We start from the raw sequence: 23,125 nt of genomic DNA, 5'->3' as shown, positions 1-23,125 counted from the left end.
CTATTTGGTAGAGGCCGGATAATTGATTGTTTCAAAGGAACCATCCGGTTTGCGCGTCAGCTCGGTCACTTTGACGTTCCGCAGGTGCGTCTTCCCCGACAATTCGGTGTCGTGGTAGAACAGGTACCATTTTCCCTTAAACTCAATGATGGAGTGGTGGGTCGTCCAGCCCTGCACGGGTGTCAGAATAACGCCCTGGTACGTAAAGGGCCCGTATGGTGAGGTTCCGGTTGCGTAGGCCAGAAAGTGAGTGTCGCCGGTTGAATACGAGAAATAGTATTTATCCTTGTATTTATGCATCCAGCCCCCTTCAAAGAACCGACGTTTGTTGTCGCCGGCGAGCAGCGGCTTACCGGCTTTATCAAGAATCTTGATTTCTTTTAGTGGCTCGTCAAACTCCAGCATATCCTTGGTCAACCGGGCCACTTTAGGTCCCAGAGCGGGTTCGGCAGCGGCCGGTTCTTTGCCGTTCGGATCATACTTCCCGCTGCGCCAGCGCTGGAGCTGCCCGCCCCAGATACCGCCAACGTACATATACGCCTGGCCGTTCGCATCGGTAAATACGGCCGGATCAATACTCAGACTTCCTTTCATAGGAGCCGGTTCAGCCTTGAACGGCCCGGTCGGCGACTTACTGGTAGCAACGCCGATGCGAAATACGCCCTGCTTGTCCTTAACGGGAAAATACAGATAGTAGGTACCATTCTTATACGCAGCATCGGGAGCCCATAATTGCTTGCCTGCCCAGGGAATATTCTTGATATCCAGCGCAACGCCGTGGTCCGTTACTTTGCCATCAATGCGGTCCATCGACAGCACATGGTAATCACGCATGGCAAAGTGGCTGCCCAGGTCATCTTCAGGTACGCCCGCTTCGTAATCGTGAGACGGATAAATGTAGATTCGGCCGTTAAAAACATGCGCTGAAGGATCGGCGGTGTAGATGTGGCTGACCAGCGGCTTTGATAAGAGCTTAGGAGCAGTTCTGGCCTGCTGCTGACCAAAACCAGAAACGGTTCCAAGCAGGGTCAGACCCAGCGCTGGAACAATAGATTTAATCTTTCCAATCATACAAGGATGTGTCCACGAATTGTATAAAGGCAATATTAACTAAATAAAAGCACAGGCTGCAATCGATTGCACAAAATTAACAAAACTACGGTATTCAAATTATCAGTAGTTAATCAGGTTGTGGTTATCTGTTTAATTGCATCATCCAGTCGTTCATAGGGAACGTAGCCGCGTGCAATAAGGTACAGCTTGTTGCCGGCATCAACGATAACGGACGGAAACCCGTTAATACCGTATTGAGCCACTACGTTAAATTCGGCCCAGGTCTGTTCTTTTATGGCCTGATCAGCAATATGGGCAGTAAACTCATCAGGGTCTACGCCGAACGGTTCTACCAGCGGGCCATAGTTTGCATCAACGTTCAGATCAATACCGTCGTAATATAGCGCCTTCTGCAGCGTTCCGGCAAATTCAAGCTGCCGACCGGTTTGCAGCGCTTTGAAAAGCGTCATCGCCATACCCGGTTTTTCCGAATCCGACAGGTAGGTACCAGGCTTGAGGATCTTGTCCAGATAAGCCTCACCGAACTGCACACCGGTATGCTCCTCAACCACTTTATAGGCCTGTTCAATGTACGACATCGACACCCCAATAGGCTGAACGCGGGGACCGGTCATCATCCCACCGCTCAGCACGTCGAAATCGAACGTATCCGCGTAGGTATCATAGAACCGACGAATAACTGGACTGAAGCCATAACACCAGCCACAGAGCGCATCATAGATATAAATGATACGTGGTTTTTGCGTTGTCATACGTTGCGGGTTATTTGCCTGAAAAAAGCAAAGCGCACCGAAATAGTTCAGTGCGCTCAGTAGGTAACAGCTTCCCGGTCGGTTTGACTTACCGAAGCCCCCGAACAAACCGGCGCATGGTGTCGCGATACACCTGCTCCGACTGCTCAATTGGTTGCTGGTCTTTCAACAGCATCGTCAGCATGATCATGCCGTGCGAGATAGACCACCACTCAAAATAAAGCTTGCGGATGCTTTCCTTTGATTTCGGAATGAACGAGAAGATGATGTCGCTGACAATGTCGCTGACAGCCTGCATTTCGCTTGACTGATACACGGGCAGCGTACAGTAGGCCCCATCCAGATTATACATTACCTGGTAAATCTCCGGCTGACGACGGGCGAATTCCCATTGGATGAGCGAAATTTCATAGAGCCGTTTTTCGGGATCGCGATACAGTTTCAGAATGCGCTCATATTCCTGCCGCAGATGGCGAAATCCTTCACTCCGGATCTCGTCGAGCAGGACGTCCTTGCTATCGAAATATTCGTAGACTATGGGCGCACTGTATTCAATAGCATCAGCAATTTTACGAATTGAAACGGCCTGCCAGCCTTCCCGGCGGGCAATGTCTTTTGCCGTTAAGACAATTCCAGAACGGGTTTGCTCCCGGCTGCGCGGCTTTCGCTCGATAGCTTCCATTCGGTATCGGTTATTTGTATGAGTTAACGGTGTTAAATTCGCTGAAAACTAGTAATTTAAGTCGGCAATCACTACCCTTTATACGGCGTTTTCGGAAAAAGTCATCACAAACAACCGAAAAATTTTCGCTAACGATCTGTCTTATAAACAATTGTGCATAGACCGATACGTGAAATTTTAACTAAATTTTAAACAGAGCTTACGGGCGTCACCGTTTCTCCGCCAGCAGCCACACGGCCTCATCCCCCAGCTCGAACGGCGTACCATCGACGGTTCCGTAAGCCGCCAGCACCGTCATACCAGCCTCCCCAAATAACTGAATTAATTCGGCCAGCGTAAAGATGTACTGCTCGGCGGTTCGGGTCTGTGTTTCGCCATTCCGAACGTAGGTCAGGTGTGAATCAATCCGGCTTTCGAGCGGATGGTATTCGTTCTCGACCAGAAACAGAATATCCTCACCCACAGGCAGCCAGTTACGTTCCTGGTAGTCGGGCAGTACCACCTCGGCAATCATGCCCGAGTGCGCCAGAAACCGGCCGCCCGGCCGCAGCAACGCGGCTATCCGTGCCAGAAACGCCTGCATCCCGAACCGGGGAAAGAAACTGAAACTGTTGCCCAGGCAGTAGGCAGCATCGAACTCGCCATCCAGCGGTACCGTCTGAAAATCGGCACAAAGCGCTTCAATGGACAGCCGGCCGGCCGTAGCTGTGGCCTGAAGTTCGTCAATGTATTCGGCGGAGATGTCGACGCCTGTTACGTGGGCACCCATCCGGGCCAGGGGCAGCGCATGACGACCGTAGCCACAGAAAACGTCAAGCAGCCGATCGCCCGGGCCAAATTCCAGCGTTTCGACCAGAAGTTCCAGATCCAGCTGCGTGGCTTCGTCTGACTGAGCGGCCCGCCAGGCCTCCTGCGGCAGACCGTAAAAAAAATGGTGATACCAGGCCATCGTCTGTTGGGGTTGGGCAGCAGACCGCCTGCTGCCCGGAATGGTTACTCGATTGCTTGCAGGGCGTCCTGTACGGCCTGAAAATTGGGAATCTTGCCGGGGTTCTCGAGCACTTCATTGTAGCGAATTACGCCCTCGCGATCAATTACGAAAGCGGCCCGTTTGCTGACACCCCGCATGTTGTAGGAAAACGTTTCGTGCAGCGCATTGTAGGCAGTCGATACGTCCTTGTTAAAGTCAGAAAGCAGTTGAAAGGGCAGATGCTGGTCGTCCTTGAACCGGGCCAGTACGTAGGGCGAATCGACCGAGATGGCCACTACGTCGGCGTCTAGGTCGGTATACAGGCTGATGTTATCCCGCATCTCGCAGAGTTCGGCCGTACACACGCTGGAAAAAGCGAGTGGAAAGAACAGAACTACCAGCTTGCGGCCGGCAAAACCGGTTAGTGAAACTTCCTTTTTGTCGCTGCTGAAAAGCGTAAACTCCGGGGCTTTCAGCCCGTTTTGAATGGCCATGTTGAGGTTGTATAAAGATAACTGGTCGCAAAAGTAGAGAAATGTCGGCAGGCAATGAAACGCCTGCCGGGCACTCCCTAAGAGACGGGCACTTATCCCGCTGAACGGTAAAAAAAGTAATATCTTTCCGACCAAAACTCTTTTTTCCGCATGCAGACATACTGGGGCATTGACCTGGGCGGCACCAAAATCGAAGGCGCTATTTTGTCGGCGCCCTCGCCCGACGCCGTCATTATTCGCAAACGTATCGATACGGAAGCTCACCTGGGCTACGACCATATCCTGTCCCGCGTGGGCGTTCTGATCGACCAGTTAAAAGCCGAAACGGGCTATCAGCCCGACCACATTGGTTTTGGCACACCCGGCACCTTCGACCCATCACTGCAGGTAATGAAAGGCTGCAACACAACCTCGCTCAACGGCAAACCCATGAAACAGGATCTGGCCCGGCTGCTGGGGGTTCCGGTCGAGGTGGCTAACGATGCCAACTGTTTTGCACTGGCCGAGGCCACGCTGGGGATCGTTCCGGACGTAGTCCCCGATTACCGCACCGTTTTTGGAGTGATCATGGGTACGGGCGTCGGCGGGGGGATTGTGCTCCGGGGTAAAGACAACCAGCCCTTTGTTGTGAATGGACTACACGGCATCGGGGGCGAATGGGGCCATAACATCCTCGAAGAAAACGGCTACCCGTGTTTCTGCGGTAAGCAGGGGTGTGTGGAGCAGGTGCTGTCGGGCCCGGCTCTGCAACGGTACTATAAAGCCATCAGTGGCGAAGACCGAAAACTGCCGGACATCGTGGAACGACACAAGGCCGGCATCGATCCCTTTGCTTCGCAGACAGTCGACCGGCTGCTGGAGTATTTTGGGCGGGGGATTTCCGTTATCATCAACATTCTCGATCCCGACGCTATTGTGCTGGGCGGGGGCGTCGGCAACGTCGATCTGCTGTACACGGAGGGCGTTGAACGAGCCAAAAAATATGTGTTCAACAACGGCATCGTGAACACCCGCTTCCTGAAACCGAAACTCGGCGACAGCGCAGGCGTTTTCGGAGCTGCCATGCTGTAAAACAAGCGGTCGGTCAGTGGTGGATACGTATCCACCACTGACCGACCGCTTATGATCGTATTGACTACGGTTACCGTGGCCGGCCACCGCCACCTCCGCGGTTACCACCGCCACCACCGGGGGCACCACCGCCCGGTGCGCCACCCTGGCCCTGGGGCTGTCCACCACCGTTGTCGTTGCCACCTTCATCTTTCAGGTCGTCGTTGCCACCGTTGCGCCGGCGACGGCCCTGCTGCTGGTCGAAGCTGAGTTTACCAAACCGATAGCTGAAGTTGGCCCGGACACCAGCATTGTACAGGCTCGTCAGGCTGCGCTGCGAGAATATCGGCGACGATGACTCGGACCGGATCACGAACGGATTGTTGAAGAAGTTTTCGCCCGCGATACCGAAGCTGCCCCGCTTGTTCTTGAAATCTTTCTTCACACCCAGACTATAGAAACCAAAACCGCCCCGGTAGCCCTGCAACTGAATTTCACGGCCCCGCATGAAGCCGAAGCCCTGCACACCCCATCCGTTTTTCAGGTTCAGGCTCGTGAACAGCCGGCCTGTAACGACCCAGCCCGAATTGGTGGCGTTGTAGATCTGGATCGCACTGTTGTTGGTCAGATACGAATAGAACAGGTCTAAGCCCCCGCCAATCTGCCATTTTGAGAACAGCGTGGCGTTCCCGAAGATGTTGACACCGTATGCTTCCTGACGGCCGATGTTGGCGTAGGTTGTGCGGATTGGGCGAGCGAGCGTCGGGTTTGTAATGTCTGCACTACTGATTGTGTCCCGAATACTTTCAATCGAATTATTGGTTCGGCGGTAGAACAACGTACCGTTTACGTACACGCTCTTGATGTAGGCGCTGCTGCTGAACTCCAGGTTGTCGGTCAGTTCCGGCGACAGCGTCGGGTTACCCTGCGTGATGTTGAGCGGGTTAGCCGCGTTTACGTTCGGGTTCAGAAACTGAATACCCGGCCGCTGCAACCGGCGGTTATAAGCCAGCTTGATGGTCCGGCCGCCTTTCAGCGCCTTCGAAATATTTATGCTCGGTACTACGTTCGTGTAATCCGGGATGTCGAGCGTGCTGCCGGTCGTGGTCGACAGGCTGTTGGGCTGCTCGATCTCCTGCGGCTGATTGAAGCTGGCGTTGATCACCGTATGCTCCACACGCACCCCGGCTTTAATCGTGTACTTGTTCTTCGTTGTGATCGTGTAGGACAGATAGCCGGCTGCGATGTTCTGATCGTAGTTCAGGGTGTTGCCCTGACGGGACAGATCCTGCTGGAACGGTTCGTTCGGGCCATTGGCGTAGTTATACCGGAAACTACTTTCTACCTGCCGGAAAATTCCTTTACCCCCAAATTCAAACAACTGGTTGTTTTTAACGGGCGTCTGGTAATCGGCCTGAAGGGTCGTTTCCTGGTTGTAGCTGTCGTTCAGGTTCTGCTGGCGGGCGATGATCGACGTCAGGTTACCCCCGTTCAGAATCTCGGCCGTAAAATCGTTGTTCCGGTTGTTGCGGCTGAACTGGGCCGATACGCTCAGTTCCTGCTGCGGTTTGTAGGTTTTCGTATAATCAATGTTCGCGTCGACCGTACCCGACAGGTCTTTGGTTCTTACGTCGCGGGCATTGATGCGCGGGAAGTAATCTCTCGGTCCGAGCGTCCGGGTCAGCAGGTTGTCCTGGGTCTGAATGTTGTTTCGCGTTCCATACCGCAGGCTGGCCGTAATGGCGCTGTTTTTGGTAAGATCGTAATCCCAGCCCAGCGTATACTGACCAAAGATGCCCTGATTCCGGCTGTTCGCAATCTGCGTAGTCGTGGTGGTTCCCCGGCTGTCGAAGGTCTGCTGTTCGTTTTCAAAAGCGCCCCGCACGTTGTAGTTGGTCCGACCAAAACCGTTCAGGCTGAAGCCCATCTTGCCCGTCCGCAGGTTACCGCTCAACCCCAGGTTAGCGCCCCGGTTACCAACACCCGAATCCAGATTGAGGGTGAAGCCCTGCAAATTATTTTTCTTCGTAATGATGTTAATGATACCGGCAGACCCTTCGGCATCATACTTGGCCGAAGGCGACGTAATCACCTCCACCGATTTGATCATGTCGGCCGGGATTTGCTTCAGGGCATCCGCTACGCTGCTGGCAACGATTGTAGAGGGTTTATTATTGATCAGCACCCGTACATTCTGGCTACCCCGCAGCGATACGTTCCCATCAAGGTCAACCGACAGCAGCGGGACTTTCCGCATTACGTCCGATGCGTCCCCGCCTTTGTTGGTAACGTCCTTATCGGCATTATACACCAGCCGGTCTACTTTCTCTTCAACGATGGCCGCCTGCCCAACCACTTCGACTTCCTTGAGCGTCCGGATGTCGGGCGAAACCACAATGGTACCCAGGTTCAGGTCGGCCCCTTTCCGGTCAATCTTCAGGCCGTTAACGGCTTTGTTCCGGTAGCCCACAAAGGAAATGAGCAGGTTAAACTCACCCTGGGGTAGTTTATTGAGCGTAAAGCGTCCTTTTTCGTCGCAGACCGTACCATCGATCGGCTTTTTGGTCTGGGGATTGATCAGCGCAACACTCGCAAATTCAATGGGTTTGTTGGTCGTAGAATCCACCACGATGCCGGTCACCTTTGCATTGCCGCGAGGGGAGTCATCGGTGGCCGTTCCGGGAATGGCCGGTGGCGTCTGGCGCTGGCCTCCACCGCCTGGAAACGAAGGAAACTGCGCCTGAGCCACATTCGGAACCACAACCGTCGACGTACCCAGAAGCAGTGTAAGTAGTAAATTTTTCATAGAAGCGATTTGTCGAAGAAACTTGTCTTAGCGGAGGCACTCAATACACTCGTACACTAAAAAAAGACAATTTGATTTACGTTATAATTGATTTAAACACGATTTACCTTGGAAATTTACATAAGCGGCAAACTACCGGTACAGAAGGATACAGCGGTCAGGCAAACAATTCGGGCTTATCGGCCAGTTCGGCGTACGTTGAGGGAGCCATAACTTCGGGCACGTCGCTGGGCTCCGTTCGCGACGTAATGCGCTTGCTTATGCTGTGGCTGTGCATCCGGTCGGCGGGGTACACGCTGGTCAGCAGGTCCAGTACGTCTTTCTCGCTCAGATCCTCGTGCAGCCAGGCCTGTTCAGCCTCTGGCGTCAGTACGCAGGGCATTCGCTGTTTGCTGTTGTGAATGGCGGCCAGCAGCGGATTGGCGTCGGTCGTCAGCAACGTATAGGTAGGCATGATCTCACCGGTATCGGGGTCAGCCCATTCGTCGTACAGACCGGCAATGGAGAAGATCGGCTGGTCCTTCAGGTTGATGAAAAACGGGAACTTCTTACTGCCAATGGTGTGCCACTCGTAAAAGCCCGTTGACGGAATCAGACACCGCTTACCAGCCTGCGCTGCCGACCGGTACGAAGGCTTTTCGAACATACTTTCCGAGCGGGCATTGATTGTTTTGGTCCGGATCTCGTCGGCATCTCCGATGCTTTTGGCCCAGCGAGGAATTAGTCCCCAGCGAAACAGCTGCAGTTTGTCAGGTTCCTGCCGCGTCACAATCGGCCAGGCTGGAAACTGATACGCATTGGCGTGATACACAGGTAACAAACCGGCCGTTGGTTTCGAACCGCCCGCGGACGAGCCGCCCGCTTCCAGCTTCGCTTTGAAGCGGTTTTCCAGTTCAGGTTGATCTACGGCCAGCGAAATATGATAGCACATCAGGGTTGTGGTGTCGTGTTCTGTCCGAACGTTCTCCACCAAATTCATAACTACAAACTTACACCGTCGGTTGTAGATCGTATAGCATTACCGACGAACTCCCTGAATTTATCTATGAACCCCACTAATCAACCGACCGTCGTCATCGACAATCTTCCCCGAACCCTCGCCGACCTCGAACGCGACGCCTGGAAGCAGCTTGTCTCCGCCCCGCAACGAAAAAAAGACGGGTTTAAAACCTGTACCATAGCCACCCGCCTGGATGATGGTGCCGACGCCCGAACCGTTGTTCTGCGGCAGGCCGATGAGGTTCAGAAATGCATCTGGTTTCACACCGACCGGCGAGCCGGCAAAGTGACTCAGTTAAAAGCCAACCCACAGGCTACGCTGTTATTCTGGGACGACGACCGGCAAATCCAGCTCCGGCTGGTGGTCCGGACCACCATTCACCTCAACGATAACGTAGCCGATGAGCAGTGGCAGAAACTCTGGGTCGGTGGCCGCAAAACGTACCTGTCCGAGCAGCAGCCCGGCAGCGGGCAACCCGGTCCTTATCCTGGCTTTCCGGAGCGACTGGGCGAAGAGCTTCCGAGTCAGGAAGAAAGCGAAGCGGGGCGCGTCAACTTCGCGGTGATTGCCTGTCAGGTGCTCCGGATGGACTACCTGCACCTGAGCCGCGCCGGACAGACCCGGGCGCAGTTTACGTACCAGGGCGACGAAACAGGCAGGCAATGGCTGGCCCCGTAATACCTACCAGGCTATCAACCCACCGCAAACAATAGTTGAGACATTTATCATGCTTATAAAACTTTATTATCTAATTTTCGCGCAATGCCTGATCCATTCACACCGCATATGCGCTTTCTTATTTTTACACTACTCCTGATTCAAATCGGCTCTCTGAGTTTTGCTCAACAGCTTTCTATCAGTAGCGTCGGCCGGGCTTGCCGTAACCAGCCGATTCGGTTGGATCTTGAAACAAAAAATGAATTTGCCGCCGATAATCAATTCACTGCTCAGGTAAGTACTGATGGAGCGAACTGGCAATCACTCAGTAGCCGCTTTGTAGCTGCAGCCACCCTTGAAACAACCCTCCCCGGTAGTCTACCAGCTGAACGCAAAGCATACCTTCGGGTCCTTACCACTAACCCAATGTTAACCTCCAATACTGTCGAGGTTGATGTGCTCAGTTTACCAACCGCTGGCCTGATCAGTGCCAAAACAGAAGGACTACAACAAAGCCCATTGTACCCAAACGGGATCAGCACGGATAGCCTGCAAGTGAACCCGTTGAGCGCACTCAGGTTTCAACTGCAGCTCAGCGGAGGCAGCCCATATCGGGTTACGCTCAATGATAGCAGCACTCATACGATGAGTGACTTCTCAAACGAGATTATGCGATTAGCTGAGAAGTCGTTTACTTACCAGGTCAGCCAGGTGTCAAATCAATGTGGCATCGGCAACGTATCGCCGAAAACCCTCTCTGCTGCTGTCAATCCAATTGCTATTCATATCCTTCAGTTTGGCACAACCAACGTTTGTGCCGGTAAGCCTTTTTCGATCAAACTGGTCACTGAGAAACCCCTACCCGCCACGATCACGTTGTATGCCATACTAACCCCAACCATGGGATCGACCGGCCAGTCATACCGGGCCTCGGTTTCACCAACATCGTCGGTGGGTATATTCGATATAACGGCCCCGGGCACGATTAAACCTGGACAGTATCACGTCTCCATCCGATCTGACTCCCCCAAATTACGCGCCGATATTCCAGGCACCGATTTTGTGCAGGTCACCCGAACAAACACCTTTTCCATCAGTAATCCGGTTCAAACCATTCCGTTTGGTAGCCGGGCTATGTTAAGTGGTACCTATGACGCTCTCTATGCGCGAATGGTATTTGAAGATGGGTACATCGCCGAAAATGATCCTTACACGTCAGCAGGTGTGATCAGTCGGGTGGTCTATCCAACACAACGCACGGTTTACACAATACGCGCCGTTCAATCGGCTATTTGCGGATTTGCCACGATTGATAGACCAGTCAGTTACACGGTAAACGTGCGACCAGGGATCATCCTTGATTCGCTGAACAGTTACGAAGCCTGCACAGGTGCATCCGTTACGGCCTATTACCACGCCAACTTTCTCATAGCTTCTGGCTCAACGATCCCCCTGCTCCTGGGCACAACCAGTATTACGGCCACCATCCTGGACGGGCAGCGTTTGCGTTTTCAGATACCTCCTTCCATTAAACCGGGGGCTTACTCTCTGGCCGCTGTTACAGATGGGCTGGCAGACCGTTCTTCTACCTTTTCGCTGACAATCAAAGCTCCACCTGTTGCCCGTCTAAAAATCAGTGAGCCTTACTCGACTCAATTAGCCAGTTACACGTATGACAGGCCGGGCGTGCGTGTTCTGGCCCTTGAAACCGGTACCACATCCAGCCAGTTTGTCGCTACGTTGTCGGATGGTCAGTCTGTTCGGCTACGTACACGTGCTGATGCAGATGAATTCGTATACGTGTATGCAGATAAAGCAAGTACTGTGTACAATTTAACATCGGTTCGCAACGAATGCGGTTTGGGCTCGATAGCGGGCGGGGTTGAACTCCGCGTCAGGCAACCAACAGCCTCTGTGCTGGCCCTGCAGTTGCCCACCTTCTATCCACAGACTACGACAGCCGACTATTGCCCGGGCGATTCGATACAAGTAAGTATCCGGGTCACAAATCTGGCCGATACTCCCTCCTACCGCATTGAATATTCAGCCCAGGAAGGTGTTTGGTCGGATACGTATCTGACCGGTTCCGTACGGCCGGGGCAACTTGGCCTGAAACTTCCCGCACAATCAGGAATATATTGGCTGAGGGCCCGATCAGTGGCAACAGGCCAGACCAGTTCACCGGTTCGCGTGGCCATAACCGGCCGCACGGTGGTAAATTTATCCTATTCAGAAAATAGCTTCTCTGATCAACCTATAACACTTGTTGTCCGTTTTTCCGAAAGCCGTCCTCCGTTTTCCTTCCGGCTCTCCAACGGACTGGAACGTACCAGTGATACGTACGAAACCAATGTGTTCGTATCAAATCAAACCCCTGCCTCCTACAGCCTGGTGTCGGCCTCCGGTGGCTGCAACGTACCCGTTGTTCTTCAGAACTCGCCGGTAATGATCCCCAAAAAGGTAACGCAGGCTGATGTCAAACCCGAAATCCTGTCAGCTGGCGACCTGTCATCACGCTCTCAGCGCCATATCCGCTGCGAAGGTGCCATTTTGCGATTACCTTATCTACAACGCGGCAATTTTCCGGCCGCGGCCCGGCTGGAAGCCCGACTGATTGGCCCCGGGAGGAAGTTCCTGCACAAACTTACAGTTTTGGACCCGGTGTCTCCAGCCACCATCCGGGTTGATTCGGTCCCTAATCCTACTGGTCAGTATAGTGTGCAACTGGTAGTGATGCTGGGCGATTCGGTTTTGTCGGCAACATCAGATGTTGAATACTCAATATTTATTAACAAAGTGGGCAGCGTTCGGCTTACGGGCGGTATTGATGGCAAGTTGCAAATTGATCGGAACAGTGATGCCAGTAATGGAACCGTAGCCCTTACAGAGGGAGCCCGACCTGCTTTGATCTGGCTAAACAATGGAACAGCCCTTACTTCCTACAATCAATCTGAAGGTACGGTGAACGTACCCTTCTATCAGGCCGGCGTTTTTACTGTACGGCAAGCCGTGAGCGCCTGCGGGTACATGCCGGTCGAGGGACGCGTGGAGGTTAGTTTTCAACCCGCTATCAAGCAATTTTCGCTGGATAACAATCCGCTTTGCCGCAACCGTACCATGCGGCTGAACTACAAAACCGTTGGCGAGTTTGCCGCTGACAATGCGTTTACATTTGTTTTTCGTTCATTCCCCTATGGCGACGCTTATGTGCTTGCCAAGACCAAACAACTGCAGGGCCCGATTACCTTTACCCTGCCGACGACAATGCCGACACTCGTGTCCGGATCGATTACGATGATCTCTTCAAACCCTGCTTTTCAGTATGATATTGACAATGTATCCATAGCGCAATTACCCCAGGCTCAGCTTCTTCCAAGCACCACCACGATCTACCCAGGCCAATCTGCCTACATTCCCATAGTTGTAACGGGTGACGGCTCTGAAAGAAGTGTTCAATTTACGAATGGCCAGTTAATCAAGGGCTTTTTTGAAACGGGAACAGTGGAAGTTAAACCAACACAGACGACCACCTACCGATTGAACATGGTTTCGAACCAGTGCGGTAATGGGACCGTTTCCGGCGAAGCCACTGTAGTTGTTATACCCCGTACCAACCCGTCGATCGACATTGACTACACAAGTAACTTCAATACGCTATGCGCTGCAAAGGAATCCATCGTAAGCTTCAAACCAACTGGAAGTTTCAACGCCGATAATGTTTTCGCCCTGCAATTGTCTGACTCGACAGGTCAGAATTACCAAACCGTTGTCTCCAACCCGCCGGGTGCTCGTTCAGAATTCCGGTTTACGCTACCCGCTAATCAGCCAACCGGTCGTACGTACCGCATGCGAGTCACTTCCAGCAGTCCAGCGGTAGTGGGGTCATCAACGGCCTACCCTATTGCGATCTCTCCACCCGTAACGGCCTTAATCAGTAGCACTGATCAGAAGCTTAACAAAGGCGATTCAGCAACTATAGTGATCAATTTTACAGGAATCCCACCGTTTCGGTACGCCTTGGCCAGCGCCTACTACAGCGTCGTGGACGGCTTCGGCGCTCCCAGCACGACGCATGTGATACGCCCGCAGGTGGACACCTCTCAGCAATACTGTTTACTAGATGTTTATACACCAACCTGCGGCTATGGTACCATTGTTCCTGGTAAAGCCAAGATGACCGTTGAGGTTTTCGGGCAGTCTTATGACGAAACCGTCCTGGAAGCCATTGTGTTTCCAAACCCAACCAGCGACAATATTCGGGTGAGTGTGTTTGCCTGCGAAGCAGATACCCTTTCATTAACGCTGACAAACATAAATGGCCAGTACATACTCCAACAGGAAACGCCAATCAAAAATGGAGGTACCCGCATTATCCCGATGGCATCCTATCCGGCCGGAGTCTACATTCTCAGGGCGCAAGCCGGTAACCGACAACGAACCTTTCGAATAATCAGGCAATAGCTCTGTAGCGTCACTTCCTACGTTTCACGAAATATCCAGCACCGTAAACCGCTCGAACGTTACGTTGAAACCCCGGCCATCGGGCGCGGCTGCCATCAGACCGATCTGCACCGGAACAGCCGGCGGAAAATAGGCCATCCGAAGCATGTGGTACACAAAGTCATCGAACGAGTAATCGATCCGGACGGCATCGCCCTGCCGGGTCAGGCGCAGATAAACAGTAGGCGGATTGTGATCCTGCGGGCTGACCGACCAGTCGGAGAATTCGCGGGTTACGACCGCGCTCACATTCTGGCGTTCGTCAACGTATTCGATGCCGGTCTTGATCCAGTGCTGTTCGTCGAGCCGGAGCATCAGTCCGGCCTGATCGTAGAGGTCGGCATACTGGCCGGTCACCTTCACACTGGCAACAAAATCGCCGGCTTGTTCTTTATAGTAAAAATGGCCGTTGTGGCGGACGAAATCATAGTGGGTAATGCACCAGAAGTCGGTACCACCCTCCACCCGTACCTGTACCATATCGCCATCTTCCGACCAGTTTGCCGGTTCATTATGCCAGATCATACCGCTTGGTTTTTGGCGAAAGTTACCAAACTTAGTTTACCCTACGTACAACCCATACGCAACGACGATGGCAAAATTGGACAAGGCCTTCAACTATGACCTCGACTACCGGAACCTGAACCTGCGCGAGCATCCTGAACTATACCGTGTCGGGAAGGGTGAACAGGGCGTACTGCTGGTAGAACCCTACAAGTCAGAGATTCTGCCGTACTGGAAATTTAAAACGCCCGACATCGCCCGCGAATCGTCCGAAACTATTTACCAGCTTTTTCTGGAGTACAAGACAAAAGGCGATTTCGTGGGCATGGACATGGCCAGAAAGTTTCTGCAAATGGGCTACACCCGCTCCCGGCGTTACGCCAACCACCGAACCGGTCAGAAGTACGACGGTCCCGTCCCCGCCGATCAGAAAGGTCGCTCCGGGGCGCACGGGCGCGATCAGCTCCCCCGCGACGAAGACCCCGTCAAGGCTGAAAGCGCCCGGATCTTTTACGGAAAATACCTGCAGGCCCGCGAAGACGACGATTACAAACGCCTGAAAAAGGAGTGGCAGGAAAAATATGGGTAGTTGCTAATCCTTTGCGACCTTTGCGCCATCCTTTGCGTCGTTGCGGTAATTTTTTAGCTGCTACGACGCAAAGGTTTCGCTAAGAACGCAAAGATATGCCCATGCAACTCCTCGACGGCAAATTTCTATCAGCACAGATTAAACAGGAAATCGCGGCCGAAGTGGCCCAGATCCGCGAACAGGGCGGCAAGATTCCGCACCTCGTTGCCATACTGGTCGGTACCCTCGGCCGCAGTGAAACCTACGTCGCCAGCAAGATGAAAAGCTGCGAAGAAGTAGGCATGAAATCGACGCTGATCCGCTTCGACGATACGGTTACGGAAGAGGAACTGCTCAATGCGGTGCGTGACGTAAACAATAACCCCGATATGGACGGGCTGATTGTGCAACTCCCCCTCCCCGACCACATCTCCGCCGATAAAGTGATGGAAACCATCCACCCAGCCAAGGATGTGGACGGCTTCCATCCGATCAACATTGGCCGCATGGCGAAAGGACTTCCGGCTTATATCTCGGCTACGCCACAGGGGATTCTGGAAATGTTGAAGCGCTACGACATCAAAACCGCCGGCAAGCACTGCGTCGTGGTCGGCCGGAGCCAGATCGTGGGGCTGCCGATGGCCATTCTGATGCAGCGCAATACGTACCCCGGCAACTGTACCGTTACGATCACGCACAGCCGCACGCAGAACCTGCCCGACATCTGCCGTTCGGCCGACATCCTGATTGCCGCCCTGGGTCGTCCGGAATTCATTACTGCCGATATGGTGAAGGATGGCGCAGTGGTGATCGACGTAGGTCTGGAACGCGTACCGGATGCCACCAAAAAAAGCGGCTTCGCGCTCAAAGGAGACGTAAAATTCGACGAGGTGGCCCCCCGGACCAGCTACATTACGCCCGTTCCGGGCGGAGTTGGGCTGATGACGATCTGTTCGCTGATGCAGAACACCGTAAAGGCCGCCCGGGGCGAGGTATACACCGGCTTCTGACGACCAGCAAAGCCTTAACAAACTTTAACAGCCCCCTGCTGCCCGGCGGGGGCTTTCTTTTGCTATTTTTGGGCAATGTTTATACTAAAGTAGCCTTCGTTTAACTATTAACTGTATGCAATCATTCCAACGCCTGAACACCCTCACAGGCTGGTTTACCTTCGCGGTGGCGCTGTTTACCTACGGCATGACCGTTGAACCGACGGCCAGTTTCTGGGACTGCGGTGAATTCATTGCGTGTGCGTTCAAGCTTCAGGTACCGCACCCTCCAGGAGCGCCGTTCTTCCTGCTGCTCGGACGGGTCATTTCTCTGATGTCCCTCGGCGATCTGGCTAAAGTGGCGTTCTGGGTCAACATGGCGTCCGTACTGGCGAGTGCCTTTACGATCCTGTTCCTGTGCTGGACCATCACGATGCTGGCGCAGAAACTGCTGGGCAAAGTCGAAAGCGACTATACCCTGGCGGATAAAATCATTGTCATTGGCTCCGGTGCCGTCGGTGCGCTGTCCTATACGTTCTCCGATACGTTCTGGTTCTCGGCCGTCGAAGCCGAAGTGTATGGCATGTCGTCGTTCTTTACGGCCATTGTGGTGTGGGCCGCTTTCCGCTGGGAGCGCATCACCGACGAGGCAGCCGCCAATCGCTGGTTGATTTTTATTGCCTACCTGACCGGTCTGTCCATCGGGGTTCACTTGCTGAACCTCGTAACGCTGCCCGCGCTGGCTCTGATCTATTATTTCAAGAAAACCGCCAAGCCGTCGTTCTGGGGAGGAGCCATTGCGTTTGGCATTGGTCTTGTTATTCTGGGGATCATCAACTCAGGTATCATTCCGGGGTTGCCCAGTATGGCCTTCGCCCTGGAACGGTTCTTCGTCAATACGCTTGGCTTGCCGTTCAACTCGGGCATGACCTTCTTCATCGTCCTGTTCCTGGCTGCGGTGGCCTACGCTATCATCTGGTCAGTTCGTCAGAAGCGCCCGATTCTGAACACCTCGCTGCTGGCGCTGGCGTTCGTGCTGATCGGCTACTCGTCGTACATCCAGGTACTGGTTCGGGCGGATTTCAACCCACCCATCAACGAAAACAACCCCGACGACGCCCTGAACTTCCTGTCGTACCTGAAGCGGGAGCAGTACGGCAGCCGCTCGCTGATCTACGGCCCGGTCTTCACCGCCCGGCCCATCGACCAGAAAGAGGGCGCTCCCATCTGGAAAAAGGAAGGCAACAAGTACGTCGTGTTTGACCACCAGCCGGAATACATCTACCAGCCGGGCGATGAGATGCTGTTCCCCCGCGTATACAGCAACCAGCAGAACCACCCGCAGTTGTACCGCCAGATGCTCGGCCTGGCCGAAGGGCAGAAGCCAACCATGGGCGACAACCTTGAGTTTCTGTTTAGCTACCAGCTTGGCCACATGTGGTGGCGCTACCTGATGTGGAACTTTGCCGGCCGCGAGAGCGACGAAGAAGGGGCCGGTTACCTGCTGCCCTGGTCATCGAACGACAACGTACCCGATCTGCTTAAAACGAACAAAGCCCGCGACAATTTCTATATGCTGCCGTTCCTGCTGGGGCTGTTCGGCATTGTGTTCCAGTACTTTCGCCGTCGGCGCGATTTCCTGATTGTCGGGCTGCTGTTTCTCTTCACGGGCATTGCGCTGCAGGTGTTTCTGAACTCGCCCCCGTCGGAACCCCGCGAACGGGACTACATCTACGTAGGTTCGTTTTACTTCTTCGCCATCTGGCTCGGTCTGGGCGTGATGGCCATTGCCGAGGGGTTACGGCAGTACGTTAAAGCCGACACCATGCGGAATGGTCTGGTTGTGGGGCTTTGCCTGCTGCTGCCGGTTATGATGGGCAGCAAAAGCTGGGATAACCACGACCGCTCGAACCGCTACCATTCGGTCGACTTCGCCAAAAACCTGCTGAATTCCTGCGCTCCGAACGCTATTCTGTTCACCGGCGGAGACAACGATACGTTCCCGCTCTGGTACGTGCAGGAAGTAGAAGGCTTCCGGCGCGACGTGCGGGTGTGTAACCTCAGCCTGCTCGGAACCGAGTGGTACATCCAGCAGATGAAGCGGAAGACCTACGAGTCGGAAGCCCTGCCCATCTCGCTCGAATTCGACCAGTTCAATAAAGGCAAGAACGACATCATTCCGTTCTACGAAGTGGGTGGCGTGAAAAACGGCATTGACTTGAAGCAGTACATCAACCTGATTCAGACCAATAGTCAGGCCGTTCAGGTGCCGCTGACCACCGGCGAAATGACCAGTATCCTGCCGTCGTCGGTGCTGTTCATGCCGCTCGACAAAGCCGCGATTGACAAGGCAAACTTTGTTCCGGCAAACCTGCGTCCGTTCATCAAAGACACGCTGCAGTGGACCATCGGCAAGAAAGACCTGTACAAGCCCGACCTGATCATGCTGGATATGATCGCGACGAACAACTGGCAGCGTCCGCTGTATTTCTCCAGCACCCTGGCCAGCGACAATTACCTGAATCTGAAGAACTACATGCAGCTGGAAGGGTATGCGTACCGCCTGATGCCGGTGGCCATACCAGGTGCTACGGATGGGTACGTTAACTCCGACATCATGTATACCAACATGATGAAGAAAACCTTCTGGCGCGGTCTGGATAACGAGCACGTGTATTACGACGAAACCTATAAGGGTCCCCCGGCCATTTCGGCCCGGATCGCGTTCTTCCGTCTCGCCGATCAACTGATTCGCGAAGGCAAGGAAAGCAAAGCCCGCGAGGTCCTGAACTACTCGCTGCAGGTGATGCCGGACAAGAGCATTCCGTACGACCAGATTTCGTCGAACTACGTCCGGTTCCTGTTTGCCGTAGGCGAAACCAAAAAGGCACTCGACATTGCCAACACAATGGCTACCCGCGTCGACCAGAACCTGACATACATCCGGTCGGGTCAGGGCCGGTTCGGTAATCCCGACGCTGATCTGTATACGCTGCAAACCATCGTCGAAGCCTGCCGCGAATCCAAGCAGACGGCCGCGGCCAGTAAGTTTGAAGCTATCTTCCAGAAGCATATCAATGCGTTCGGCTGATCAGTACGTTTGCCAGCAAAACGCCCCGGCCACTTTCGTGACCGGGGCGTTTTTTTAGCTGCCCATCCTTACTCAATGAATCGGGTGGTCCAGCTTTTCTTCTTCCAGATCGATCCGGGCTTCTTCCTTCCGGATCACTTCGTCGTCGAATTCCTGCTTCCGGCGCAATCGGCGTAATTCATGGCGCTTTGCGGCAATAACATCAGTCAGTATCTGATTGTACTGGTTTACCTGCTCGGCGTTGCATTCGAGCGAATCCAGGTGCTGTGACGTCAGGTACAGATCACTGTCGATTCGGTTTTTCAGGTTGCTCACCAGCTCGTTGTTCAGTATTTCGAGGGCATATTTCTCATTCAGCCGGTCGCGTGCTACGTTCAGCAGTTTCAGCCGGATCATCGACTCCTGCTCTTCTTCCGGCATCCGCTGATCCGGGTCTTCGTATTTCACCCAGCGAATAATCAGGGGCAAGGTTAAACCCTGAAAAACAAGCGTAACCAGAATTACCACAAAACTGATAAACAGAATCAGATTCCGATGCGGGAACGGCTGGCCGTTGGCCAGCAGCAGCGGAATGGACAGCGCCGACGCCAGGGATACGACACCACGCATGCCGGCCCAGCCAACAATAATTGGTCCACGCCAGCCCGGATTCCGGTCTGCCACCGGAATTATTCCTCCTACAACCCAAGTGAACCAGGATGAGAACAAGGTTACGACCAATCGAACAACAATGACCAGCACACTAATAGCCAGGGCGTACAGAATAGCCTCGGTTTTCGAATAGCCGCCCAGCGCGTTGATGATAACCGGCAGTTCCAGCCCGATCAGAATAAACACCAGCCCGTTGAGGGTAAAGACGACCGTTGACCACATGGCCATCCCCTGAATTCGGGTAGTATGATTCAGAATCCGGTGACTCTGATTGGATAACAGCAGCCCCCCGCTGACAACCGCCATCACGCCGGATACGTGCAGTTGCTCGGCCGTGAGGTACATGATGTACGGGGTCATGAGCGTCAGCAGGATTGTAATACGGGTCGATGTGACCAGCCACCGGTGAATGACGTAGAACACGCCACCGACCCCCAGGCCAACCGCTACACCCAGCACCGTAACCAGCACAAAATCAGTGGCAGCTTCCTGCCAGACAAAGGTGCCCGACAGCACCGCGGCCACGGCAAACCGGAACACGATCAGGCTGGATGCGTCGTTGATGAGGCTTTCGCCTTCCAGAATACTGATGGCCCGCCTGGACACGTTGATCGTGCGCAACACCGACGTAGCAGCCACGGCATCAGGTGGCGAGATGATTCCCCCCAGCAGGAATCCCAGTGCGAGCGTAAAGCCGGGAATCATCGCCGACGATACGTACGCTACGGCAGAAGCCGTGACGATAACAAGGCCGAACGCCATCACCATTATGATCCGTCGCCAGCGCCAGAACTCTTTCCAGGACGTAAACCAGGCCGCTTCATAGAGCAGGGGTGGCAGAAAGATCAGAAAGATCAGTTCCGGATCAACGTCAATCCGGGGAACACCAGGAATGAAGCTGACGGCCAGCCCTCCTATTACCAGAAAAATCGGCGTCGGAACCCGCAGACGTTGTCCCAACATAACGAAAAGCGAGACTGCCAGCAGCAGCGCCAGGCAGAGTAGTAAGGTTTCGTGCATATATGGTCAGGTTGAACAAGCGTACCAGTTAATCAATAGTGGTTACTGGCAAAAGCCCTTCTAAACTAACGCGCATTATAGAGGGTAAGCAATCAACATCATTGTTTATCCGCCATAATGCACGATAAAATACCGAAAGACGCTTAAAAATAGAAAGCCTTGATAGTGACTACCAAGGCTTTCTATTCATTGTATGTTGCCTCCATTACCCGTGAAATAATTGAATACTTATTGATAATCAATAATTTATGACCTATATATCTTAATAAGGTACAAATAGAGGCCATTTTGCAGCAGCTTGCCTGAATATGTAGCGCAAAATCTTCGTATATTTCGGTTACACACTGTTATAGTCAAGACCCTTGAATCAGCACTTCGTTCCAAAGGTATATCTTAAGAGCTTAGAGAACTCACGACGCTTATTACATATAGTGAGCAACCAATCAAGCAGTACTCCTCCTAAGATTAAAGAATTTTCGTGCTCGCAGGTAGGCTACTCATTGGACTTCTATACTATTCGGGATCCAGCGACCCTTTCACGTCTTCAGTTGAACGATGCTGAGGCCATTGAACGTCCGTTCAATAAATCGGTTGAGGACAAGTTTGGCCGTATGATCCGGCTTATTAATAACCGGCCATCATTCATTAGTTATCAACAGGCTCAAGAACTGGTCCTTGCGCTTCTGTGCTTTTATAAGTTATGGCTCTTTTCGTACAGACAGACGAACAAAACAGTTTTAATGCAAAACAAGATGTAAATCAAGCTTCACAAGAAATTTTTGTTGAAATGAAAGAGCGAGCAAGCTTTAATAAAGAGTGAGTTGAATTTTCTGGAGATGGAGCTAAGGGGAATTCATAATAATTGCCGATTTTCGTACCCATAAGGATTACATTAACATAACTTTTAATTAGTTACAGAAACATGCTTGATAGCGGAATCCTTAAAGATTTAGTTGAGAAATTTGAAAAGAGCCATAGTTTGTTAATTACAATACTGGTGTTTGTCGGGGTAAATATTCTTGTCAGTTTAATAAATGTTTGGGTTCAGTACAAATTAAAGCGACTCGAAACGCGCGTTCATTCTGACAACATTAAAGAATCTAAAAGAATAGAAATAATGCACGAGTTGTATAGAAAAATGGATCTGCTAAGAAATATTTTCAATGATGATGTTACACTTCAAAGGGAGTTGCAGATAACATCTAAGTATATTAATGAAAATTCAATTTACCTAAAAGATAACGAGGAGCAAATTGCTAGAAATTGTTGTGATTATTTTTCTACTATACTTGTCAGCAATACCAACAAAGATATTGCAAGAGAAAAGATTTTTATGAAAGACTTTAAAAGTAAATTCTAATGGCTAAAATTATATTTCCTCGAAATTTTGTAAATCATAATAGCATATTGCCTGTTCTCTTACAAACAGAATATATGTTTAAGTCTGCTGGTAAAAACAGAACTGATTTCGAATATGATCTGAAACAACTGAAAAGAATTTCAATGTTGGGAGTTCTAGTACTTTACAAACTAATAGATTATGCTTTTAAAAACAGATGTTTTGTAGGATCATATATTTCAGGAGATTCGTTTTTTCTAGAAAGCGTTTTCAAACATTATGGATTTTTAGAATTATTAAATTCATATATTCAAAACCATCATTCAAATAAGTCTTACGGTTATCTAGAATTTAAAACAGAAGGCAATTTAATTATTGCACCACAACCATTGTTAAAAAATGAGCACAAACACGTAAATGAAATGCTCCAAAAAAAATTTGCTCCAGAACTTAATACTTTCTATCATGACAATTCAAAAGCTGTAGATATGATTTTTGGCTGCATAAGTGAGATTATTGGCAATTTTTGGGAACATGCAGTTGATGATAATAATTCAATCCTTGTTGCAGAAGGCAATAAAGACAAAATTGAAATTTCATGCGCTGATACTGGACGTGGTGTAATATCTACATTGATGAATTCTAAACAATTCTCAAGTAATAGTACACCCGAAAAACTGTTAGCTAAAGCTTTGACGAAAGGAATTACTTCCAAGCCAAAAACAAATCACATGGGATACGGGCTTTGGATTATTGACGAAATCGTTACAAGAATTAATGGAGTTTTTCACTTATATTCAGAAGGTGTGTATTACATTAACGAGTATGGCAAGCGAAAAAGTATAAATAGAGGTGGTTTTTGGCAAGGCACATTTATTTTTCTACATTTGCCTCTAGCTAAACCAATAACTCCTTCTGACATAATACGGCAAGAATTGGTTCCAAATAATAGTTTAATCGAAATAAACTTTCAATAAT

The 23,125-nt window shown here is 51.8% G+C and carries 17 protein-coding genes and 1 pseudogene; 9 read left to right on the top strand and 9 right to left on the bottom strand.

Annotation, left to right across the window (positions count from 1 at the left end; genetic code table 11):
• The 5 genes from DYU11_RS07420 to DYU11_RS07400 all read right to left on the bottom strand — a co-directional run bounded on the left by DYU11_RS07420 (position 1) and on the right by DYU11_RS07400 (position 3,972).
• Positions 1-1,071, bottom strand: coding sequence for a glycoside hydrolase family 43 protein (locus tag DYU11_RS07420; RefSeq protein ID WP_119667023.1), 1,071 nt, complete (start codon positions 1,069-1,071; stop codon positions 1-3).
• Positions 1,072-1,184: 113 nt separating this feature from the next.
• The gene (locus DYU11_RS07415; RefSeq protein WP_119667022.1) at positions 1,185-1,826 is read right to left on the bottom strand and encodes a DsbA family protein; all 642 of its coding nucleotides are present in this window, start codon (positions 1,824-1,826) and stop codon (positions 1,185-1,187) included.
• An 88-nt stretch (positions 1,827-1,914) separates the two neighbouring features.
• On the bottom strand, positions 1,915-2,508 hold the full coding sequence (locus DYU11_RS07410) for a TetR/AcrR family transcriptional regulator (RefSeq protein WP_119667021.1): 594 nt from the start codon (positions 2,506-2,508) through the stop codon (positions 1,915-1,917).
• Between the two features lie 208 nt (positions 2,509-2,716).
• Positions 2,717-3,457, bottom strand: a complete 741-nt coding sequence (locus DYU11_RS07405) for an SAM-dependent methyltransferase (RefSeq protein WP_119667020.1) — start codon at positions 3,455-3,457, stop codon at positions 2,717-2,719.
• Between the two features lie 44 nt (positions 3,458-3,501).
• Positions 3,502-3,972 (bottom strand): redoxin domain-containing protein, encoded by a 471-nt coding sequence (locus DYU11_RS07400; RefSeq protein ID WP_119667019.1) that lies wholly within the window; start codon positions 3,970-3,972, stop codon positions 3,502-3,504.
• Positions 3,973-4,122: 150 nt separating this feature from the next.
• On the opposite strand from DYU11_RS07400, the gene DYU11_RS07395 reads away from it, so the two are divergent.
• Positions 4,123-5,043: an ROK family protein gene (locus DYU11_RS07395; protein ID WP_119667018.1), complete on the top strand. Its 921-nt coding sequence runs from the start codon at positions 4,123-4,125 to the stop codon at positions 5,041-5,043.
• A 70-nt stretch (positions 5,044-5,113) separates the two neighbouring features.
• Here DYU11_RS07395 and DYU11_RS07390 read toward each other — a convergent pair whose 3' ends face one another.
• Positions 5,114-7,828 (bottom strand): TonB-dependent receptor, encoded by a 2,715-nt coding sequence (locus DYU11_RS07390; protein ID WP_119667017.1) that lies wholly within the window; start codon positions 7,826-7,828, stop codon positions 5,114-5,116.
• A 157-nt stretch (positions 7,829-7,985) separates the two neighbouring features.
• On the bottom strand, positions 7,986-8,759 hold the full coding sequence (locus DYU11_RS07385) for an SOS response-associated peptidase (RefSeq protein WP_119667494.1): 774 nt from the start codon (positions 8,757-8,759) through the stop codon (positions 7,986-7,988).
• Between the two features lie 114 nt (positions 8,760-8,873).
• Here DYU11_RS07385 and DYU11_RS07380 point away from each other — a divergent pair, with 114 nt between their 5' ends.
• Complete coding sequence (locus DYU11_RS07380; RefSeq protein ID WP_119667016.1) at positions 8,874-9,506, top strand: pyridoxamine 5'-phosphate oxidase family protein; 633 nt, start codon at positions 8,874-8,876, stop codon at positions 9,504-9,506.
• Between the two features lie 405 nt (positions 9,507-9,911).
• Positions 9,912-13,946 (top strand): T9SS type A sorting domain-containing protein, encoded by a 4,035-nt coding sequence (locus DYU11_RS07375; RefSeq protein ID WP_158600234.1) that lies wholly within the window; start codon positions 9,912-9,914, stop codon positions 13,944-13,946.
• A 24-nt stretch (positions 13,947-13,970) separates the two neighbouring features.
• Here DYU11_RS07375 and DYU11_RS07370 read toward each other — a convergent pair whose 3' ends face one another.
• Complete coding sequence (locus DYU11_RS07370; protein ID WP_119667014.1) at positions 13,971-14,510, bottom strand: DUF1349 domain-containing protein; 540 nt, start codon at positions 14,508-14,510, stop codon at positions 13,971-13,973.
• A gap of 67 nt (positions 14,511-14,577) precedes the next feature.
• Here DYU11_RS07370 and DYU11_RS07365 point away from each other — a divergent pair, with 67 nt between their 5' ends.
• The 3 genes from DYU11_RS07365 (at position 14,578) to DYU11_RS07355 (ending at position 19,137) form a co-directional block, all read left to right on the top strand.
• Positions 14,578-15,078, top strand: coding sequence for a DUF4385 domain-containing protein (locus tag DYU11_RS07365; RefSeq protein ID WP_119667013.1), 501 nt, complete (start codon positions 14,578-14,580; stop codon positions 15,076-15,078).
• A 101-nt stretch (positions 15,079-15,179) separates the two neighbouring features.
• Complete coding sequence (locus DYU11_RS07360) at positions 15,180-16,067, top strand: bifunctional 5,10-methylenetetrahydrofolate dehydrogenase/5,10-methenyltetrahydrofolate cyclohydrolase (protein WP_119667493.1); 888 nt, start codon at positions 15,180-15,182, stop codon at positions 16,065-16,067.
• A 115-nt stretch (positions 16,068-16,182) separates the two neighbouring features.
• Complete coding sequence (locus DYU11_RS07355) at positions 16,183-19,137, top strand: glycosyltransferase family 117 protein (RefSeq protein WP_119667012.1); 2,955 nt, start codon at positions 16,183-16,185, stop codon at positions 19,135-19,137.
• A gap of 72 nt (positions 19,138-19,209) precedes the next feature.
• Here DYU11_RS07355 and DYU11_RS07350 read toward each other — a convergent pair whose 3' ends face one another.
• On the bottom strand, positions 19,210-20,808 hold the full coding sequence (locus tag DYU11_RS07350) for a Na+/H+ antiporter (protein WP_119667011.1): 1,599 nt from the start codon (positions 20,806-20,808) through the stop codon (positions 19,210-19,212).
• Between the two features lie 362 nt (positions 20,809-21,170).
• On the opposite strand from DYU11_RS07350, the pseudogene DYU11_RS33940 reads away from it, so the two are divergent.
• The 3 genes and pseudogenes from DYU11_RS33940 to DYU11_RS07335 form a co-directional block, all read left to right on the top strand.
• A pseudogene (locus DYU11_RS33940) lies at positions 21,171-21,467 on the top strand (DUF4238 domain-containing protein); the annotation flags it as partial.
• 263 nt (positions 21,468-21,730) lie between these two features.
• A complete protein-coding gene (locus tag DYU11_RS07340) occupies positions 21,731-22,168 on the top strand; it encodes a hypothetical protein (protein WP_119667009.1) in 438 nt (145 codons plus the stop codon).
• Positions 22,168-23,124 carry a GHKL domain-containing protein gene (locus DYU11_RS07335; RefSeq protein WP_119667008.1) on the top strand — a complete coding sequence of 319 codons (957 nt, stop codon included), beginning with the start codon at positions 22,168-22,170 and terminating at the stop codon, positions 23,122-23,124. Before DYU11_RS07340 ends, DYU11_RS07335 begins: the two co-directional genes overlap by 1 nt.
• The last annotated feature ends 1 nt before the right edge of the window (position 23,125 follow it).

It is taken from the genome of Fibrisoma montanum, assembly GCF_003583365.1.
GTDB classification, from domain to species: domain Bacteria; phylum Bacteroidota; class Bacteroidia; order Cytophagales; family Spirosomataceae; genus Fibrisoma; species Fibrisoma montanum.
This window is presented reverse-complemented; position numbering and strand designations above follow the sequence as displayed.

What these genes read in the sequence shown, in the direction of transcription:
- DYU11_RS07420 (WP_119667023.1), bottom strand. Translation starts at nt 1,071, where the DNA reads ATGATTGGAAAGATTAAATCTATTGTTCCAGCGCTGGGTCTGACCCTG.
- DYU11_RS07415 (WP_119667022.1), bottom strand. Translation starts at nt 1,826, where the DNA reads ATGACAACGCAAAAACCACGTATCATTTATATCTATGATGCGCTCTGT.
- DYU11_RS07410 (WP_119667021.1), bottom strand. Translation starts at nt 2,508, where the DNA reads ATGGAAGCTATCGAGCGAAAGCCGCGCAGCCGGGAGCAAACCCGTTCT.
- DYU11_RS07405 (WP_119667020.1), bottom strand. Translation starts at nt 3,457, where the DNA reads ATGGCCTGGTATCACCATTTTTTTTACGGTCTGCCGCAGGAGGCCTGG.
- DYU11_RS07400 (WP_119667019.1), bottom strand. Translation starts at nt 3,972, where the DNA reads ATGGCCATTCAAAACGGGCTGAAAGCCCCGGAGTTTACGCTTTTCAGC.
- DYU11_RS07395 (WP_119667018.1), top strand. Translation starts at nt 4,123, where the DNA reads ATGCAGACATACTGGGGCATTGACCTGGGCGGCACCAAAATCGAAGGC.
- DYU11_RS07390 (WP_119667017.1), bottom strand. Translation starts at nt 7,828, where the DNA reads ATGAAAAATTTACTACTTACACTGCTTCTGGGTACGTCGACGGTTGTG.
- DYU11_RS07385 (WP_119667494.1), bottom strand. Translation starts at nt 8,759, where the DNA reads ATGTGCTATCATATTTCGCTGGCCGTAGATCAACCTGAACTGGAAAAC.
- DYU11_RS07380 (WP_119667016.1), top strand. Translation starts at nt 8,874, where the DNA reads ATGAACCCCACTAATCAACCGACCGTCGTCATCGACAATCTTCCCCGA.
- DYU11_RS07375 (WP_158600234.1), top strand. Translation starts at nt 9,912, where the DNA reads ATGTTAACCTCCAATACTGTCGAGGTTGATGTGCTCAGTTTACCAACC.
- DYU11_RS07370 (WP_119667014.1), bottom strand. Translation starts at nt 14,510, where the DNA reads ATGATCTGGCATAATGAACCGGCAAACTGGTCGGAAGATGGCGATATG.
- DYU11_RS07365 (WP_119667013.1), top strand. Translation starts at nt 14,578, where the DNA reads ATGGCAAAATTGGACAAGGCCTTCAACTATGACCTCGACTACCGGAAC.
- DYU11_RS07360 (WP_119667493.1), top strand. Translation starts at nt 15,180, where the DNA reads ATGCAACTCCTCGACGGCAAATTTCTATCAGCACAGATTAAACAGGAA.
- DYU11_RS07355 (WP_119667012.1), top strand. Translation starts at nt 16,183, where the DNA reads ATGCAATCATTCCAACGCCTGAACACCCTCACAGGCTGGTTTACCTTC.
- DYU11_RS07350 (WP_119667011.1), bottom strand. Translation starts at nt 20,808, where the DNA reads ATGCACGAAACCTTACTACTCTGCCTGGCGCTGCTGCTGGCAGTCTCG.
- DYU11_RS07340 (WP_119667009.1), top strand. Translation starts at nt 21,731, where the DNA reads ATGCTTGATAGCGGAATCCTTAAAGATTTAGTTGAGAAATTTGAAAAG.
- DYU11_RS07335 (WP_119667008.1), top strand. Translation starts at nt 22,168, where the DNA reads ATGGCTAAAATTATATTTCCTCGAAATTTTGTAAATCATAATAGCATA.